The following is a 16,584-nucleotide window of genomic DNA, read 5'->3' as shown; positions in this document are numbered from 1 at the left end:
CGCCGCGCGCGCGGCGGGATGGCATCGATGCACAGGGGGGAGCGTGGGCCGGCCGGGCGGCAGCTATCTAGTCATTCAAGTGGCAGGCGGACAGCCGCCCACCGATATCGCGCAGCACCGGTACTTCGGCCGCGCAACGCGCGCTCGCATGCGGGCAGCGCGGATGGAAGGCGCAGCCCGTGGGCGGCGCCAGCGGGCTGGGCAGTTCGCCGCGGATCGGCTGGTGCGCTGGCGGGCTGGCGCCCAGGCGCGGCGCGTCGGCCAGCAGGGCACGGGTATAGGGATGGTTGGGCGCGCCGAACACGTCGCGCGCAGCGCCGCTCTCGACGATGCGGCCCAGGTACATGATCACCACGCGGTCCGACATATGCTCCACCACCGCCAGGTTGTGGCTGATGAAGACATAGGTCAGTTCGTGTTCGCGCCGCAGATGCATGAACAGGTTGATGATCTGCGCCTGCACCGAGACGTCGAGCGCGGACACGGCCTCGTCGCAGATCAGCAGGCGCGGGCGCAGCGCCAGTGCGCGGGCAATGGCCACGCGCTGGCGCTGGCCGCCGGAGAACTCATGCGGAAAGCGCTCGGCGTAGCTGGGATCAAGCCCCACCTGCTGCAGCAGTTCGCCGGCGAACGACGCCGCGCGCGCACGCTTGACCATGCCGTGATAGACCGCGCCTTCGGTAATGGCCTGGCCGATGCGCAGCCGCGGGTTGAGCGAGGCATAGGGGTTCTGGAACACCATCTGCACGGCGCGGTGATAGCCGGCGGACGCGATATCGGCGCGCCTGCCTTCCCACGCAATCTCGCCGCCCGTCTGCGGCAGCAGCCCCGCCAGCATGCGGCCCAGCGTGGACTTGCCGCAGCCGGACTCGCCGACCACACCCAGCACCTCGCCCTTCTTCACCTGCAGCGAGACATCATTGACGGCATGCACCGCCTGCACTGGCTTGCCGGCCATGCGTCCCAGCAGGCCGGGCTTCATGGAGAAGCGTTTCTGCAGGTTGCGCGCTTCGAGCATGACTGTCATGCCACCTCCAGGGGATAAAAGCAGCGCAGCGTCCGGCCGCGCACGGTGGTTTCGGCGGGCGCCTGGCGGCATGCGTCCTGCGCGCGCTGGCAGCGCGGCGCAAAGGCGCAGCCCGGTGGCAGCGCGGCCAGCGCCGGGGCCGCGCCCGGGATCGCGCGCAGCGTTGCGCCGCGCATAGCCGGCGTGGGCAGGGAATCCAGCAACCCGCGCGTGTACGGATGCAGCGGCCGCTCAATCAGGTCGGCGACCGGGCCCTGCTCCACCACCCTGCCCGCGTACATCACGCAGACGCGGTCGACCAGGTCCTTGACCACGGCCAGGTCATGGCTGATCCAGATCGCGGCGGCACCGGTCTCGCGCACCAGCTGCTTCATCTCGTAGAGGATCTGCGCCTGGATGGTGACGTCCAGTGCGGTGGTGGGCTCATCGGCAATGATCAGGTCCGGGCGGTTGATCAGCGCATTGGCGATTGCCACGCGCTGGCGCATGCCTCCCGACAGCTCATGCGGATAGGCGCGCATGCGCTGCTCCGGCGCCGGGATGCCCACGCGCGTGAGCGCGTCGACTGCCTGCGCGTGCGCTTGCGCGCGGGTGCGGCGGTGATGCACCAGCACGGTCTCGGCCAGCTGGTCGCCCACGCGCATCACCGGGTTGAGCGACATCATCGGATCCTGGAACACCATCGCGATGCGGTCGCCGCGCAGCGCCTGCCACTGGCGCGGCGAACACGCCAGCAGCTCCCGTCCCTTGAAGCGCACCGAACCGCCAGTGACACGCCCGGGCGGGTCCAGCAGGTTCATCAGCGAAAACGCCGTCACCGACTTGCCCGAGCCTGACTCGCCGACGATGCCGAGGATCTCGCCCGGCTCCAGCGCAAACGACACGCCATCCACCGCCTTCACGGCCCCGCGCGCGAGCGCGAAGCTGGTGCTCAGGCCGGTAACTTCCAGTAGTGCCATGCCGGGCTCCTTACCCTTCCAGCCGCGGATTGAGCACGCGGCGCAGGCGGTCGCCCACCAGGTTGATCGAGCCGATCAGCAGCACCAGGGCCACGCCCGGGAAGATGCTGATCCAGTACTTGTTCGACAGCATGTATTCGAAGCCATTGGCGATCAGCATGCCCAGCGACGGCTGCGTGCGCGGCAGCCCGATGCCGAGGAAGCTCATGGTGGCCTCCAGCGTGATCGCATGCGCGATCTGCAGCGTTCCGGTCACCACCAGCGGCGCCATGCAGTTGGGCAGGATATGGCGGAACATCACGCGCAGCGCCGGCAAGCCCTGGCCAAGCGCGGCCTCGACATATTCCTTGCGCCGCTCCACCTGCGCCGCGCCGCGCACGGTGCGGGCGAAGTAGGCCCACTGCACGATCACCAGCGCCAGAAGGGTCTTGTCCACGCCCTGCCCCAGCACCGCCAGCAGGATCAGCGCCACCAGCACCGCGGGCAGGCTCAGCTGCAGGTCGACCACGCGCATGATGGCGGCATCCGCCACCCCGCCGAAGTACGCCGCGGCCAGGCCCACGGCGCTGCCGACCATCAGCGCCACCACCGCGCTGATCACGCCCACGCCCACGCTGATACGGATGCCATAGAAGATGGCGCTGAGCAGGTCGCGCCCGGCGCCGTCGGTGCCCAGCCAGTAATGCGGCCGGCCTTCGTAGCCGACACTGCCCGGCGGCAGTTCGGAGTCGATCACCGACACCGTGGCGAGGTCATAGGGATTCTGCGGGCTGATCACATGGGCCAGCACGGCAACCAGCAGCAGCGCCACCAGCAGTGCCAGCGCGGCGGCGGAGACGCGGTTGGCGCAGAAGCGCCGCAGCAGCGAGGGCCGTGCCGCAGGCGGCGCGGCGGCAGGCGCCGGTTCCGCCGCGGCCGGCGCAAGCGCGGGCACGGCAGTGTCGGCTTCAGATACAGGCAGGGACATCGGTTCAGTCTCGTTCTTTTGGAGGGAGAAAAGCGGCGGAGGCGGGGTCTAGGCCGGCTTGTGCCGCAGGCGCGGGTCCAGCACCACGTAGAGCAGGTCGACCACCAGGTTCAGCACCACGAACAGCACCAGCGTGACCAGCAGGTAGGCCACCACCACCGGACGGTCCAGCGCCAGCACCGAATCGATGATCAGCTTGCCCATGCCAGGCCAGGAGAACACCGACTCGGTCACCACCGAGAACGCGATCAGGTGGCCGAACTCCAGGCCGACCACGGTGACGATCGGGATCAGCACATTGGGAACGACATGGCGCAGCACCAGCCGCGCGCCGCCCACGCCCTTGGCGCGGGCAAACCTGATGTACTCCTGACCGGCCACTTCGCGCGTGCCGGCCTCGGTGAGGCGCGCGACCAGCGAGATCTTGAACAGCGACAGCGTCAGCGCCGGCAGCAGCAGGAAGCGCATGCCTTCCCAACTGGTCACCGACAGCGGCATGCCCAGCACCGTGCTGACCGGCCCGCGCCCGCCCGAAGGCAGCCAGCCCAGGTTCACCGAGAACACCAGGATGCAGATCATGCCGATCCAGAAGGTCGGCATGATCACGCCGCCGAGCGAGCACGCCATCAGCATCCGCGCCAGCCGGCTATGCGGCTTGAGGCCCGCAAACACACCCATCGGGATGCCGATGCCCAGCGACAGCAGCAGCGCCGTCACGGCCAGTTCCAGCGTGGCCGGCACGCGGCTGACGATCAGCTCGATCGCCGGCCGGTTATAGATGAAGGAATCGCCCAGGTCGCCGTGCAGGGCGCCCTGCAGGAAGCGCAGGTATTGCTGCGGCATGGGCAGGTCCAGGCCGAGCGCGTGGCGCGCCTCAGTGATTTCCTGCTCGGTGGCGGTGGGGCTGACCAGCAGGTGCACCGGGTCGCCGATCAGGTTGACCGCGCAGAAGGTCAGCACCGACATGATCCACAGCACCGCAAGGCTCTGCAGCAGCCGTTTGAGAAGGGTTTCGAACATGATGATTAAAGGCGGGATAGTCCGTGGCGCGGATCAGCGTTGCGGGGCGGCGGGCGGCGCCGGGCGGATATTGCTGGCATAGGTGAAGCCGTCGCTGCGCGGCTGCACCGCGAGCCCGTCGCGATAGGCCCACGCGGCGCGCAGGTGATGCAGCGGCACGATGCCCGCGTCGGCGGCCAGCTTCTCGGCCGCGCGCTGCTGCGCCTGGTCGCGCGGCGCCGGCGCCATGGTATGCATCGATTCCTCGATCAGCGCATCCACTGCCGCGTTGGCATAGCCGCTGCGGTTGTTGGCGCCCAGCCCGGCGGCCTTGTCCTGCGCATGCGCCACCGCCACCAGCGGCTCCAGCGAATCGCCGCTGACCGCGCCGATGCCGAGCAGGAAGACGCTGAATTCCGGCTTGCCGCCGTCGCCGCCCGAGGTGGCGCGGGTGATATAGACCGAATACGGCAGCGTGCGCACCTCGGTGCGGATGCCGGCGCGGGTCAGCATCTGCCCCACCGCCTCGCAGGTCTTGGCGTCGTTCAGATAGCGGTCGTTGGGGCAATGCAGCGTCAGGCGGAAGCCCTCGGGATAGCCAGCCTCGGCCAGCAGGCGGCGCACCCGCGCGGCATCGGCACGCGGCGCCGGCACGTTGGGGGCAAAGCCGAAGAAGCCCTGCGGCACCATCTGCCCGGCCGGCACGGAATCGCCCCTGGTCACGCGCGCCGCGATCAGGTCGCGGTCGATGGCCAGGCTGATGGCCTGGCGCACCCGGGCATCGCGCAACGGATTGGCCGCCAGCGGCTGGCCGGCGTTGTCCTGCACATAAGGCGACACCGCGCGCGCCTGGTCCAGCTGCAGGTAGTTCAGCATGTACGAGGTCGCCGATACGGTGCGGATGCGGCCGTTGGTGCGCGCAAAGGCTTCGGCGATGCTGGCCGACGAGGCGTCGATCACATCCACCAGCCCCGACAGCAGCGCCGAGGCCCGCGCCGGCTCCTTCGGGATGAACTGGAACACCACCCGCTGCCACGGCTGCGGTCCGCCCCAGTAGCCCGGATTGCGCGCCAGCGTCAGCTGCTGGCCGTGCTCCCAGGCCACCAGCTTGTATGGGCCGGTGCCGATGCTGGCACTGCCATGGGCAAAGTCTGCCTCGCGCACGGCCTTGCCGAGCGAGCGCGGCAGCATCGCCACCATGCCGATGTTCTGCGGCAGCACCGGGTTAGGCGAGCGCGTGCGCACGCGCAGCGTCAGCGGCCCCGTCACCTCTACCGCTGCAACCGACTTCAGGTAAGTGCGGAAGGTGCGCGCCCCCGGCAGCTTCATGGCGCGCTCGATCGAATAGCGTGCATCCTCGGCGGTGAATGGCTCACCGTTGCTGAAACGCACGCCCGGGCGCAGCTGGAATTCCCAGTTGCGGTCGTCCAGCTGGCGCCATGCCGTGGCCAGCTGGGGCACGGGGCGCAGCGCATTGTCCAGGCCGACCAGGGTCTCGTACACGTGGCCCCACAGGTTGCGGCCGGCGGCGTCCAGCACATGGGGATCGGCGGCGCTGATCTCGGCCTTGTAGCCGATGCGCAGGTCGGCGGCATGCGCGGCGTGGCCGGCCGCGAGCAGCGCGAAGGCAGCCAGGGCAGCGGCGATACGTGACGCCGGGTGGACAGCAAGGTGAGACATGGGGATCTGGTTCGTTTCTCGAAACAATGTTTCATTCAGTGATACCGCGTATCGAAGAATAAGACATCGAAGCCGTTGTCGAGAAGCAGGGTTTACCCCTGTGATTCGCGCGGCCAAAGAAAAAGCGGCGCCGAAGCGCCGCTTTTGAGATATCGGGAATTTGCGCGGTCCTGCCGCGCCCAGCCGGGTTCAGCCGCCGGTATGCCCGAGCGCGCGTGACAGCGCGGCGGCCTCCGCCACCACCATCGCCACATGCCGGTCCAGCGCCTCCTGCGTGGTCCGGCTGGCCGGGCTGGCAATGCTCAGCGACGCCACTGCCGCGCCGCTGTGATCGCGCAGCGGCGCGGCGGCAGAGACAGCATCGGCATCGCGCTCGCCAAGCGACACCGCATAGCCCGCGGCGCGAATCGCCGCAAGCTCGTCGCGCAGGGACTGCGGCTCGATGATGGTCTTGGCGGTGAAACGTTCCAGCTGGTGCGCCAGCACGGCGTCCAGCACCTCGGGCGCAGCGTAGGCAAGCAGCAGCTTGCCGGAGGCCCCCACATGCAGCGGCCGGCGGTTGCCGATCTCGGTATGCACGCGCACCGATTGGGTCGACTCATGCCGCGCCACACACACCGACTCCAGCCCGTCGCGCACGCGCACGATCACGTTCTCGCCGCAGGCCGCGCCGATCGCCGCCAGCCGCGGCGCCACCAGCTTGACCAGGTCGAACTGCTCGCGCGCGGCATTGCCCACCAGCAGCGCGTTGTAGCTGAGCTTGTAGACCGCTGCCGGCGACTCGCGCGCGATCAGGCCGCGGTGCTCCAGCGTGGTCAGCAGGCGGAACGCGCGCGCCTTGGTCAGCCCGGCCCGCCGCGCCAGTTCGGTCACGCCCAGCGATGGGTGCTCGGCCACCAGCATCAGCAAGCCCAAGGCTTCGTCCACCGCTTCAACGATGTAGGTCATCGATCCTTCTTCGCCATGTTCGTAAATGTCCCATCGCGGATTGTAGCGGTCGCCGCGAGCATTCGGTATGCACTGCGTCACACAGACAGGCGACGCAGAAGCGCCCCGAAGGAAGATGAATCAGGCAGAGTCTCCGGCGAGGGGGCACCACCTGCGAACCCCACAATCTGGAATTTTCGAATGCAAAGCCCGGCTTATGATCGGCAGTACTCGCAGCACCTCATGCACAGATTAGAGATTGACGCAGACAACCTTGTACCTGACCAGAGCCCTGCACCGCTCGCTGCAGCAACAGCCCGACCAAGTCGTCACCATCTTCCGCGGCCGGCACCGCACTTACGCGGGCCGGGCTTGCCGATGACAACGTCTTCGATGACGAACGGGGTCTTGGCCTCGTAGAGGACAGCAGCCTTCATCCTTGTCTCCTTCGCTGCGCCGGGATGCAGCCGTTACAGCTGCACCCGGCTGCGCTTGAGCTGGAACGCCACCGTCACCCGGTCCGCCGGATAGATCGTGTCGGTGATCTCAAGGATCCTGCCCTGCGCGTCCTTGTAATGGCGGATCAGCCGCAGGCCGGCCGAGCCCGGCTCGGCGCCCAACACCGCTGCCAGCCGCGCATCGATCAGCACGCCGTGAATCACCTGCCGGATCTCGGCAATGGCCACGCCGCAATCGCGCTCGATCAGCGCGCTGACCAATAGCCTGGGGTTGTTGCGGATGGTATCCGCCAGGTGCGCCAGCGAGGCGTCGATGTAGATGTCGGCGCGCGCCACCGGCGTGCTGCCCTTGCGCGCATCGACCCGCGTGCCGGAAAAACGCAGCCATTCGCTGCCAATCGGCGCCTCCAGCAGACGGGCCTCGGCGCGGTCCAGCGTGACGCTGTGCACCGCCTCGATACTGCGGATCTCGGTGGCTGCCACCAGCACCAGGTCTTCGGCGGTGCCGAACGACTGGATGTACGACGCGTCCGGGTTGGCGCTCTCGACGATGGTCCCCACCGCCTTCTTGCGCGAGATATAGCCCCAGTCCTGCAGCAGCTTGAGTGCCGCGCGCACGGTATGGCGGCTGACGCCATGCTGCTCGGCGAGATCATGCTCGGTCGGCAGCAGGCTGCCGACCACGCGGCGGCCCTCGACGATATCCCGGACCAGGGTGCTGGCCAGCTCGGCATAGCGGGTCGAGGCGGTTGCCCCCGGCGCCGCCGGTGCTTCCGCACGCTTGTCGTTCAGTTGGTTGCGCATGGCAATGAGATGTCCCGGGCCGATGCATGAAAAATGGGTCCGCGCATTCTAAGACAAGCGGCAGCGGCACCCGGAGCCGCGCCGCTCAGGCCTCGAAGAAGCGCCGGTCCGCTTCGGCCGGCACCGTCATGCTGGCGCAAGACCTCGTCTCCCGCCGTGACTATGTCCGTACATAGTGGAGGGCGGATCAAGCTATGTCAATGATCGGGATATCCAGGAAATCTTGGCAGAAATTCACCCACCCGATACGGGTGGGCCGGCGCCTTGACTTGCCACCGAACCGCGCTGATCTCTTACTATGTACGTACATAAAGCCGCATGCCGGACGTCGCAGGGATCGACCAAATGAGCGCAACGTGCAAAAACTGACCGACGAACGGCCGGGCGCGTGCGCAATGCGCAGCAGGTGTTCGACGCCATCGAGTCTTTCAGCAGGGTGCGCACCAAGGAAGAGATCGCACAGTGCCTCGGCGGCAGGGTGCCGTTCGGCCCGGAAACCCCTGCAATTCCATGCGTAGCACCATTTGACGCACCAGAGGAGAAAAGATGAGCATCAAGGGCAAGGCCTATATCGTCGGGGCCTATGAGCACCCGACCCGCAAGGCACCGGATAAGTCGGTGGCGCAGCTGCACGCTGAAAGCGCCAAGGGCGCGCTGCAGGACGCTGGCCTGACGCTGGCCGACGTGGACGGCTACTTCTGCGCCGGCGATGCGCCGGGGCTGGGCGCGGTCAACATGGTCGACTATCTCGGTCTCAAGGTGCGCCATGTCGACTCCACCGACACCGGCGGCTCCGCCTACCTGGTCCATGTCTCGCATGCGGCGCAGGCCATCGCGGCCGGCAAGTGCAACGTGGCCCTGATCACGCTGGCGGGGCGCCCGCGCTCGGAAGGCTCCAGCGGCACGCAGGCGCGCAACTGGGGCGCCAACCTGCCCGACGCGCCGTTCGAGAGCCCCTTCAGCCCGGTCACAGTCAACCTGTACGCGATGGCGGCCATGCGCCATATGCACGAGTACGGTACCACTGCCGAGCAGTTCGCCTGGGTCAAGGTGGCCGCGTCGCACCACGCGCAGCACAACCCCCATGCCATGCTGCGCGACGTGGTCACGGTCGAAGACGTGCTGAACTCGCCGATGATTTCCGATCCGCTGCACAAGCTCGACTGCTGCGTGGTATCGGACGGCGGCGGCGCACTGATCGTGGCGCGCCCGGAAATCGCCGCCACGCTGAAACGGCCCAAGGTGAAGATCCGCGGCGCCGGCGAGTACATCAAGGGCCAGCTCGGTGGCGAAGTCGACCTGAGCTGGTCCGGCGCGCGCTTCTCGGGCGCGACGGCATTTTCCGAGGCGGGCGTCACGCCGGCCGACATCAAGTACGCGTCGATCTACGACAGCTTCACCATCACCGTGCTGATGCAGCTGGAAGACCTGGGCTTCTGCAAGAAAGGCGAAGGCGGCAGGTTCGTCGCCGACGGCAACCTGATCTCGGGCGTCGGCAAGCTGCCCTTCAACACCGACGGCGGCGGCCTGTGCAACAACCACCCGGCCAACCGCGGCGGCATCACCAAGGTCATCGAGGCCGTGCGCCAGCTGCGCGGCGAAGCCCACCCGGCGGTGCAGGTCGCCAACTGCGACCTGGCGCTGGCGCAAGGCACCGGCGGCTACCTGGGCTCGCGCCACGGCAGCGCCACCCTGATCCTTGAACGTGAATAATGCGCGGGAGCAATGACATGACGACCCCACATACCCCCTTTGCCTACAAGGCACCGGACGAGCAGCCCGACAACCTTCCCTTCTGGCAGGCCGCGCGCGAAGGGCAATTGCTGGTCAAGGTCTGCGACGACTGCGGCAAGCCTCACTGGTATCCGCGCGTGCTGTGCCCGTTCTGCATGGGCACCACCTCATGGAAGCCAGCCAGCGGCCGCGGCACCATCTACAGCTTCAGCGTGACGCGCCGCGCCGGCCCCAATCCGTTCTGCATCGCCTACGTGAAGCTGGACGAAGGCGTGACCATGATGACCCATATCGTCGACTGCGACCTCGACACGGTGCGGATCGGACAGAAGGTACAGGTGAAGTTCTCGCCCAGCGATGGCGGCGCACCGGTACCGACGTTCACGCTGGCCTGAGGCCGGCTGCTGGATGGGCGATACCGCGCTCTGACGGCAACTGCAACATGACAGTAAAGACAACCATGACCCACAACTATCTGCCCGATGCAGGCGTCACCGCCGTCCCCGCGGGTCCGCTTGCGGTGGACGCCGCAGTGGCGCTCGGCGACGTGCCGCGCGTCTTCCATATGCCGCACACCACCCTGGCGGAGAACCTTGAGATCTCGGCCCGGCGCTTCCCCGACAAGGTCGCGGTCCAGTTCTACCACGGCGCCACCACCTATGCCGAACTGCTGGCGCAGGTGGAGCGCATGGCCGGCTACCTGCAGCAGGCATGCGGCGTGCGCCGCGGCGACCGCGTGGTGCTGCTCAGCCAGAACAGCCCGCAGTTCATCGTGGCCTACCACGCGATCCTGCGCGCCGATGCCGTGGTGGTGCCGGCCAACGCCATGCTGCTGGAAGACGAGCTGCGCCATATCGTCACCGACAGCGGCGCGGTGGCCGCGTTTGCCGCAAGCGAGCTGGTCGGCCAGGTGGCGCCGCTGGTCGGCACCACGCCGCTGCGCCACGTGATCGTGCATCACTATGGCGATGCCCTGCCCGCGCAGCCCGACGACGGACTCTCGATTCCGGACTGGGTGCAGCAGCGCTCGTCCGGCACGGCGTTGCCGGCCGGCGCGGTCCACTGGCAGCAGGCCATGGCCGCCGGCTCCACGCCATCGCCGCGCTCCGCAGGCCTGGACGACCTGTGCATGCTGCCCTACACCTCGGGCACCACCGGGGCGCCCAAGGCCTGCATGCACACGCACCGCACGGTGATGGTGTCGGTGGCGGGCTCGCAGCTGTGGCGGCGCTCGCACGCCGAATCGACCTTCCTGGCAGTGGCGCCGATGTTCCACCTGCTCGGGCTGCAGAACGGCGTCAACGCGCCGGTCTACATGGGCGGCACCATCGTGCTGCTGCCGCGCTGGGACCGGCGCACCGTGGCGCAGCTGGTGGCGCGCCATCGCGTCACGTTCTGGGCTGCGCCGCCGCCGATGCTGGTGGAGTTCTTCGCGCAGCCAGGTATCGAGTCATTCGACCTGAGCAGCCTGGCCTGCGTGGTCGGGGGCGGCGCGGCGGTGCCCGACAGTACCGCGCGGCTGATGAAGGAGCGCTACGGACTGCAGTTTGTCGAAGGCTACGGCCTGACCGAGACTGCCTCGTTCATCATCGCCAACCCGCTTGCCGCAGCGCGCTCCGGGCACCTGGGCGTGCCGACCTACGGCGTCGATGCGCGCGTCATCGATCCCGCCACGCTGACCGAAGTGCCGCGCGGCGAGGTCGGCGAGATCGTGGTGCACGGCGCGCAGGTGATGCTGGGCTACTGGAACCAGCCCGCGGCCAATGCCGAGAGCTTTATCACGATCGACGGCAAGCGCTTCTTCCGTACCGGCGACCTTGCCAGCGTCGATGCCGACGGCTACTTCGTCATGCGCGACCGCCTCAAGCGCATGGTCAACGCCTCGGGCTACAAGGTGTGGCCGGCCGAGGTGGAAGCGATCCTGCATACCCACCCTGCCATCCTGGAAGCCTGCGTGATCGCCGCGCGCGATCCGCACCGGGGCGAGACCGTGAAGGCGGTGATCGTGCGGCGTGACGGCGCCGGCGTTTCCGAGGAAGAGTTGCTGGCGTGGTGCCGCACCAGCATGGCGACCTACAAGGCGCCGCGCATCGTGCAGTTTGTCGAACGCCTGCCGCGCTCCGCCACCGGCAAGATCGCGTGGCGCGAACTGCAGGAGCAGGAGATGCAGGGAGCTCCGTTGCCGAACCACAAGGCCTAGTGTCCTGCTCCGCAGACAAAACGGCGCGCCGAGCTTCGTCGAAGTCGCGGGCGTGGTGCAGCCGGCACCGGCGCCGCGATTCCTCGGCACGCCTTCCGAGATCTCCGGCCCCGCGCCGGCGCGCGGCGAGCATGGCGCCGCCGCGCTGCGCGACTGGGGCTTCGATGCCGATGGCGTGGCACAGCTGCAGGCACAGGGCCTGGGGCTGATGGCAGAGCGCTAAGGCGCACACGCGCGGCAGGCGCCGCGCCGCTCCACCTGGCCGGCATCGTCCGGCCGCGTGTTTTTGCTCCGGCGGCCCCGTGCCGGAGCATTCTTTTCATGGCTGCCCCGCTGCGTGGCACCGCCACCTAGGGCAATCCCGCCCAGCCGATATGGGGGGCATGCAAGGTGCCGGGCATCCTATAACTTCCCACATGCAGCTTGCTGCGCAGTCTCCTACCCCCCTTCCCGAGGTATCACATCATGCGCATGAAGTCCCTGATCGCGATGGCAGCGATGGCGTGGAGCGCCGCCTGCGGTGCCCAGAGCTACCCGTCGCGTCCCATCACCGTTGTTGTCCCGGGCCCGCCCGGCGGCGCCACCGACACCGTGGCGCGCGCACTGGCCGAGGACATGGGCAAGCGTCTCGGGCAAACCATCATCGTCGACAACAAGCCCGGCGGCGCGGGCGTGATCGCGGTGCAGGCCATCACGCGCAGCGCGCCGGACGGCTACACCATCCTGCTCACCCACTCCTCGCCGCTGATCAACACGCCGCACCTGTACCGCAACGTGCCGTATGACGTGCGCCGGGACCTGGCCTTTGTCACCGAACTCTGCATCGCCAAGATCGTGCTGGCCGTGAACCGGGACGTGCCGGTAAAGAACGTGCAGCAGTTCCTCGACTGGGCCGCGAAGAACAAGGGCAAGGTCAGCTACGGCTCCTATGGCGTCGGCACCTTCCCGCACCTTGTCGGCGCGCACCTGAACCAGGTGCGCGGCCTGGACATGGCGCATGTGGCCTACAAGGGTGAAGCGCCAATGGCGCAGGACATGATCGCCGGCAATATCGCCTGGGCGATCGGCTCGATGAGCACGCTCGGCCCGCATATCAAGAGCGGCCGGCTTACCGCCCTCGCCGTGATGGGCGACAAGCGCATCAAGGAGCTGCCCGACGTACCGACCATGGCCGAGGCCGGGCTGAAGGAGCAGGAACTGCGCTCGCCCGCCTGGCTTGGCCTGTTCGCGCGCTCCGGCACGCCGGCGGCGGTGCTGTCGCGGCTGGAAGCGGAAGCGCGGGCGTCGGTCCAGTCGCCGACCATGCGCGCGCGGCTCGAGGCACTGGCCATGGATCCGGTGGGCAACTCGCCGGCGGAGTTCCGGCGCGAATTCGACGCGACCGAGCCCGTGGTCGCCCAGATGATCAAGGCCAGCGGCGCCACCGCGGAATAAGGCAAGCGCGCAGCCGGGTGGCCAGTGCGGTCAGCCCGGCCGCTGCAACGCGCTGCGCGCCACCAGGATCGCATCGTAGCGGCGCGACACATTGAGCTTGGCGTAGATCTGCCGCAGGTTCCACTTGACGGTGTCGACGCTCAGGTTGAGCACCAGCGCAATGCGCTTGTTCGACATCGACTGCTCAAGCAGCGCGAGGATCTCGCGCTCGCGCCCGCCCCCATCGGCAACCTCGTCCGGATCGGGCGGGGTTGGCTCCAGGAACAGGCCACGCGCGCACCACTGGCCAGCAGATATAAGGCGACGCCTTGTGACCGGGCACCCGGCAAACCCTCCCCCACCTGTTGCTGGTGGCCTGCGGGTGCTGCGCGCGTCTCACCCGGGCCACGCGGACAGCCGGCCAGGCGTGGCTTGGCCGCCGCGCCGCGTCTGCCAGTACAATCGCGACAACGTGCCGCCTTTGCCCGGCATCGCGCTGCCCCACCCGCATTTCCTCCGCATCTCACCTGCACCGTCCTGCCTCGCCCATGCCCCAGACGCCAGCCAATCCGCCAGCCGCCCCCCGCAGCCAGCCCGCCGCGCCAGTCTCGCAGCCGTCCCGGCCGGCGTCGCTGCGCAGCGCGGCGCGCGTGGTCGCGCGCGAGCGCCTGCTGGTGCAGTTGACCGAGGCACGGCGCCGGCGCTGCATCGTGCTGCAGGGCCCGGCCGGCTACGGCAAGACCGCGCTGCTGACCGCGTGGCGGCTGGACCTGCTCGCGCTCGGCTTCGACATGGCCGCGCTGACGCTGGAGCCGGCCGACAACGAGCGCCAGCGCTGGCTCGACCACCTGCTCGGCTGCCTGTCCGAGGTCAGCCCCGCGCTGACGCGCGAAGCCATGGTCCTGGCCGACCGCGGCACCGACGACGAAGCCGTCGAGCGCGCCATCATCGCGCTGGTGCGCGGCATTGCCGCCCACCCGCGCGACGTGACCCTGGTGCTCGACGACGTGCACCACCTGACGGCGCGCGTGCTGGAGCCGCTGCAGTGGCTGCTCGACTATGCCCCGGCCAATTTCCATGTGGTGCTGGCCTCGCGCGTGGCGCTGCCGCTGTCGCTCGGGCGCCTGCGCGACCAGGGCATGCTGCTGGAGCTGGACCAGCGCGACCTGCGCTTCACGCTGGCTGAATCGCAGCATTTCCTGCGCGCCCAGCTGGGCGACATCAGCCCGCGCGATGCGCGCATGCTGCACGAGCTGACCGACGGCTGGGTGGCCGGCCTGCAGCTCTTTGCCGCGCACTGGAAGCGCAAGAAGGCCAACGCCAGCGGCCTCACCTTTGCCACCGGCTTCGTGCAGGCCAGCGTGCAGGATGCCGGCGCCTTCGCAGAATATTTCGAACGCGAGGTGCTGTCGCGCCTGGCGCCGGACGAAGCCGAGCTGCTGGTGCGCGCCGCCGCGTGCGAACGCTTCACCGCGTCGCTGTGCGAGGCCCTGGGCGAGCAGGCGCTGGGCGAAGGCGAGATCCTGGCGCTGCTGGCGCGGCTGGAACAGGAGAACCTCTTCATCACCCCGGCGCAGGGCCCCGAGCGCGAATCCTGGTACCGGCTGCATCCGCTGCTGCGCGAAACCCTGGCCCAGCGCTTCCGCTCGCGCAGCGAGGCCCAGCAGCGCGCCGTGCACGCGGCGGCCTGGCGCTGGTTCCGCGACCATCGCATGCTGGAAGAGGCCGTGCGCCATGCGGTGCTGGCCGGCGACGCCGACACCGCCGCCGACCTGGTGCAGCGCTATGCCGACACCCTGATCATGCGCGGCGAGGTGCGCAAGGCGCTCGGGCTGCTGCGCGCCATCCCCGCCTACCAGGTGCAGGCGCGCCCCGAACTGCGCCTGCTGGCACTGCGCACGCAGATGTTCTCGCGCGAGCTGGACGCGTGCGCCGCGGCCGCGGACCGGCTCGAGGCCGACATCCCGCCGGGCGACGCCTCGCTGCGCTACCGGCTCGCGCTGCTGCGCTTTTCCCTGGTGCTGCTGCAAGACGACAGCCAGGGCGCGCTGGCGCTGCTGCCGCAGATCGAGAACGTGCCCGCCGACATGCCGGCGCTGTTTATCGGCTCGCGCAACAACCTGCTGTCGTGGCTCTACATGCACCTGGGCGACTACGAGCGCGCCCGCCGCATCCAGACCGAGGCAGCGCCGCTGGTGATCGACGGCGTGCCGCTGCTGGGCACCGCCAGCGGCATGCTCAACGGGCGCTGCATGATCGGCTTCAGCCATGCGCTGGAAGGCAACATGATCCAGGCCGAGCGCGTCGCCCGCGACGTGCTGCGCGAAGTCGAGCAAGCGGGCCACGGCGGCGCCGAGCCGGAGTACTTTGCCGCGGCCCTGCTGGGCGAGGCGCTGTACGAGCAGAACGACCTGGAGGCTGCACGCCGGCTGCTGGAGGACCGCGTCGACGTGCTCGAGCGGGTCTCGATCCCGGACTCGGTGCTGCGGGTGCACACAGTGCTGGCAGCCGCGCACTGGATCTGTGGCCACCGGCTCGATGCCTTCGTGCAACTGGAGCGGCTGGAAGACTACGGCACCCAACTGCGCCTGGACCGGCTGGTCGCGCAGAGCCTGGCCAACCAGATCCGGCTGCACCTGGCCAGCGGCGACATTGCCGCCGCCGAGGCCACGCTGGCGCGCCTGGATGCCATTGCCGCACGCCATCGCAACGCGCCGCGCGGCTCGCTGGACGCCATCCACATGGTGACCGAGCGCGCCCACCTGCTGCTCAGCCTGGCGCATGACGACATGCGCGGGGCCGAGGCCCGCACCGCAGCGCTGATCGCGTACTGCGAGGCGCGCGGCTGGCAACGCCACGTGGCGCAGATGCACATGCTGGCGGCCGTGGTGGCATCGCGCCGCGGCGACGCCGAGGCGGCACGCACGCATGTGCTGGAAGGCTTGCGCCGCGGCCACCGGCTCGGGCTGATGCGCAGCGTGATCGATGCCTGCCCCGGCGCGCTCGGCCAGATCGTGCGCGTGGCCGCGGACACCACGCTGGACCCGGTGCTGGCCTTCTATGTCGAACGCCTGCAGGCCACCGTGCCGCCGCGCGCCGCGCAAGCCGGCGCAGCGGGCGGCGCGGCCGCGGCTGCCGCGCCCGCCGGCAGCCCGGCCCGGGCCGACGCGCGCCTCGAGGAACTGAGCGACCGCGAAGCCGATGTCGTGCGCCTGCTCGGCCAGGCCCTGCCCAACAAGAAGATTGCGCGCACCCTGGGCCTGTCGCCGGAGACGGTGAAATGGCACTTGCGCAACATCTTCCGCAAGCTGGGCGTGAGCAGCCGCGACGAGGCCGTGGCCCGCGTCCGCGACCGCGAGCTGGACCAGGCGCCGCCTGACGCGCCGCACTGACGGCGCAACCGCCCCCTCTCCCTC

Annotated in this window: 13 protein-coding genes and 1 pseudogene; 6 read left to right on the top strand and 8 right to left on the bottom strand. The window is 69.1% G+C overall.

The window, feature by feature from the left end:
- Positions 1-67: 67 nt before the first annotated feature.
- The 7 genes from AC3WQZ_RS07075 to AC3WQZ_RS07045 form a co-directional block, all read right to left on the bottom strand.
- A complete protein-coding gene (locus AC3WQZ_RS07075) occupies positions 68-1,027 on the bottom strand; it encodes an ABC transporter ATP-binding protein (protein WP_492300248.1) in 960 nt (319 codons plus the stop codon).
- Positions 1,024-1,986, bottom strand: a complete 963-nt coding sequence (locus AC3WQZ_RS07070) for an ABC transporter ATP-binding protein (protein WP_439668707.1) — start codon at positions 1,984-1,986, stop codon at positions 1,024-1,026. The genes AC3WQZ_RS07075 and AC3WQZ_RS07070 overlap by 4 nt, the downstream gene beginning before the upstream one ends.
- Before the next feature lie 10 nt (positions 1,987-1,996).
- Positions 1,997-2,953 carry an ABC transporter permease gene (locus tag AC3WQZ_RS07065; RefSeq protein ID WP_011614988.1) on the bottom strand — a complete coding sequence of 319 codons (957 nt, stop codon included), beginning with the start codon at positions 2,951-2,953 and terminating at the stop codon, positions 1,997-1,999.
- Positions 2,954-3,001: 48 nt separating this feature from the next.
- On the bottom strand, positions 3,002-3,973 hold the full coding sequence (locus AC3WQZ_RS07060) for an ABC transporter permease (protein WP_011614987.1): 972 nt from the start codon (positions 3,971-3,973) through the stop codon (positions 3,002-3,004).
- 33 nt (positions 3,974-4,006) lie between these two features.
- Positions 4,007-5,632, bottom strand: coding sequence for an ABC transporter substrate-binding protein (locus AC3WQZ_RS07055; protein WP_492300246.1), 1,626 nt, complete (start codon positions 5,630-5,632; stop codon positions 4,007-4,009).
- 189 nt (positions 5,633-5,821) lie between these two features.
- Complete coding sequence (locus AC3WQZ_RS07050; RefSeq protein ID WP_010813142.1) at positions 5,822-6,580, bottom strand: IclR family transcriptional regulator; 759 nt, start codon at positions 6,578-6,580, stop codon at positions 5,822-5,824.
- Positions 6,581-7,029: 449 nt separating this feature from the next.
- Complete coding sequence (locus AC3WQZ_RS07045; RefSeq protein WP_439668703.1) at positions 7,030-7,821, bottom strand: GntR family transcriptional regulator; 792 nt, start codon at positions 7,819-7,821, stop codon at positions 7,030-7,032.
- 546 nt (positions 7,822-8,367) lie between these two features.
- Between AC3WQZ_RS07045 and AC3WQZ_RS07040 the strand changes: the two genes are divergently transcribed.
- From AC3WQZ_RS07040 to AC3WQZ_RS07020, 5 genes and pseudogenes are all read left to right on the top strand, one after another.
- A complete protein-coding gene (locus tag AC3WQZ_RS07040) occupies positions 8,368-9,534 on the top strand; it encodes a thiolase family protein (RefSeq protein WP_010813145.1) in 1,167 nt (388 codons plus the stop codon).
- 17 nt (positions 9,535-9,551) lie between these two features.
- On the top strand, positions 9,552-9,950 hold the full coding sequence (locus AC3WQZ_RS07035; protein WP_010813146.1) for a Zn-ribbon domain-containing OB-fold protein: 399 nt from the start codon (positions 9,552-9,554) through the stop codon (positions 9,948-9,950).
- A 65-nt stretch (positions 9,951-10,015) separates the two neighbouring features.
- Positions 10,016-11,755, top strand: a complete 1,740-nt coding sequence (locus tag AC3WQZ_RS07030; protein WP_011614985.1) for a long-chain fatty acid--CoA ligase — start codon at positions 10,016-10,018, stop codon at positions 11,753-11,755.
- 31 nt (positions 11,756-11,786) lie between these two features.
- A pseudogene (locus AC3WQZ_RS07025) lies at positions 11,787-11,978 on the top strand (CoA transferase); the annotation flags it as partial.
- 242 nt (positions 11,979-12,220) lie between these two features.
- On the top strand, positions 12,221-13,189 hold the full coding sequence (locus tag AC3WQZ_RS07020) for a Bug family tripartite tricarboxylate transporter substrate binding protein (protein ID WP_010813149.1): 969 nt from the start codon (positions 12,221-12,223) through the stop codon (positions 13,187-13,189).
- A 30-nt stretch (positions 13,190-13,219) separates the two neighbouring features.
- Here the strand turns inward: AC3WQZ_RS07020 and AC3WQZ_RS07015 are convergent, their stop codons facing one another.
- Positions 13,220-13,390: a helix-turn-helix transcriptional regulator gene (locus tag AC3WQZ_RS07015; RefSeq protein ID WP_439669018.1), complete on the bottom strand. Its 171-nt coding sequence runs from the start codon at positions 13,388-13,390 to the stop codon at positions 13,220-13,222.
- 326 nt (positions 13,391-13,716) lie between these two features.
- On the opposite strand from AC3WQZ_RS07015, the gene AC3WQZ_RS07010 reads away from it, so the two are divergent.
- A complete protein-coding gene (locus AC3WQZ_RS07010) occupies positions 13,717-16,560 on the top strand; it encodes a winged helix-turn-helix domain-containing protein (RefSeq protein WP_492300243.1) in 2,844 nt (947 codons plus the stop codon).
- Positions 16,561-16,584: the final 24 nt, after the last annotated feature.

It is taken from the genome of Cupriavidus sp. FW305-26 (assembly GCF_058787975.1).
Note: the sequence above shows the minus strand (reverse complement) of the source record. Positions and strands in the feature narration are given on the sequence as shown.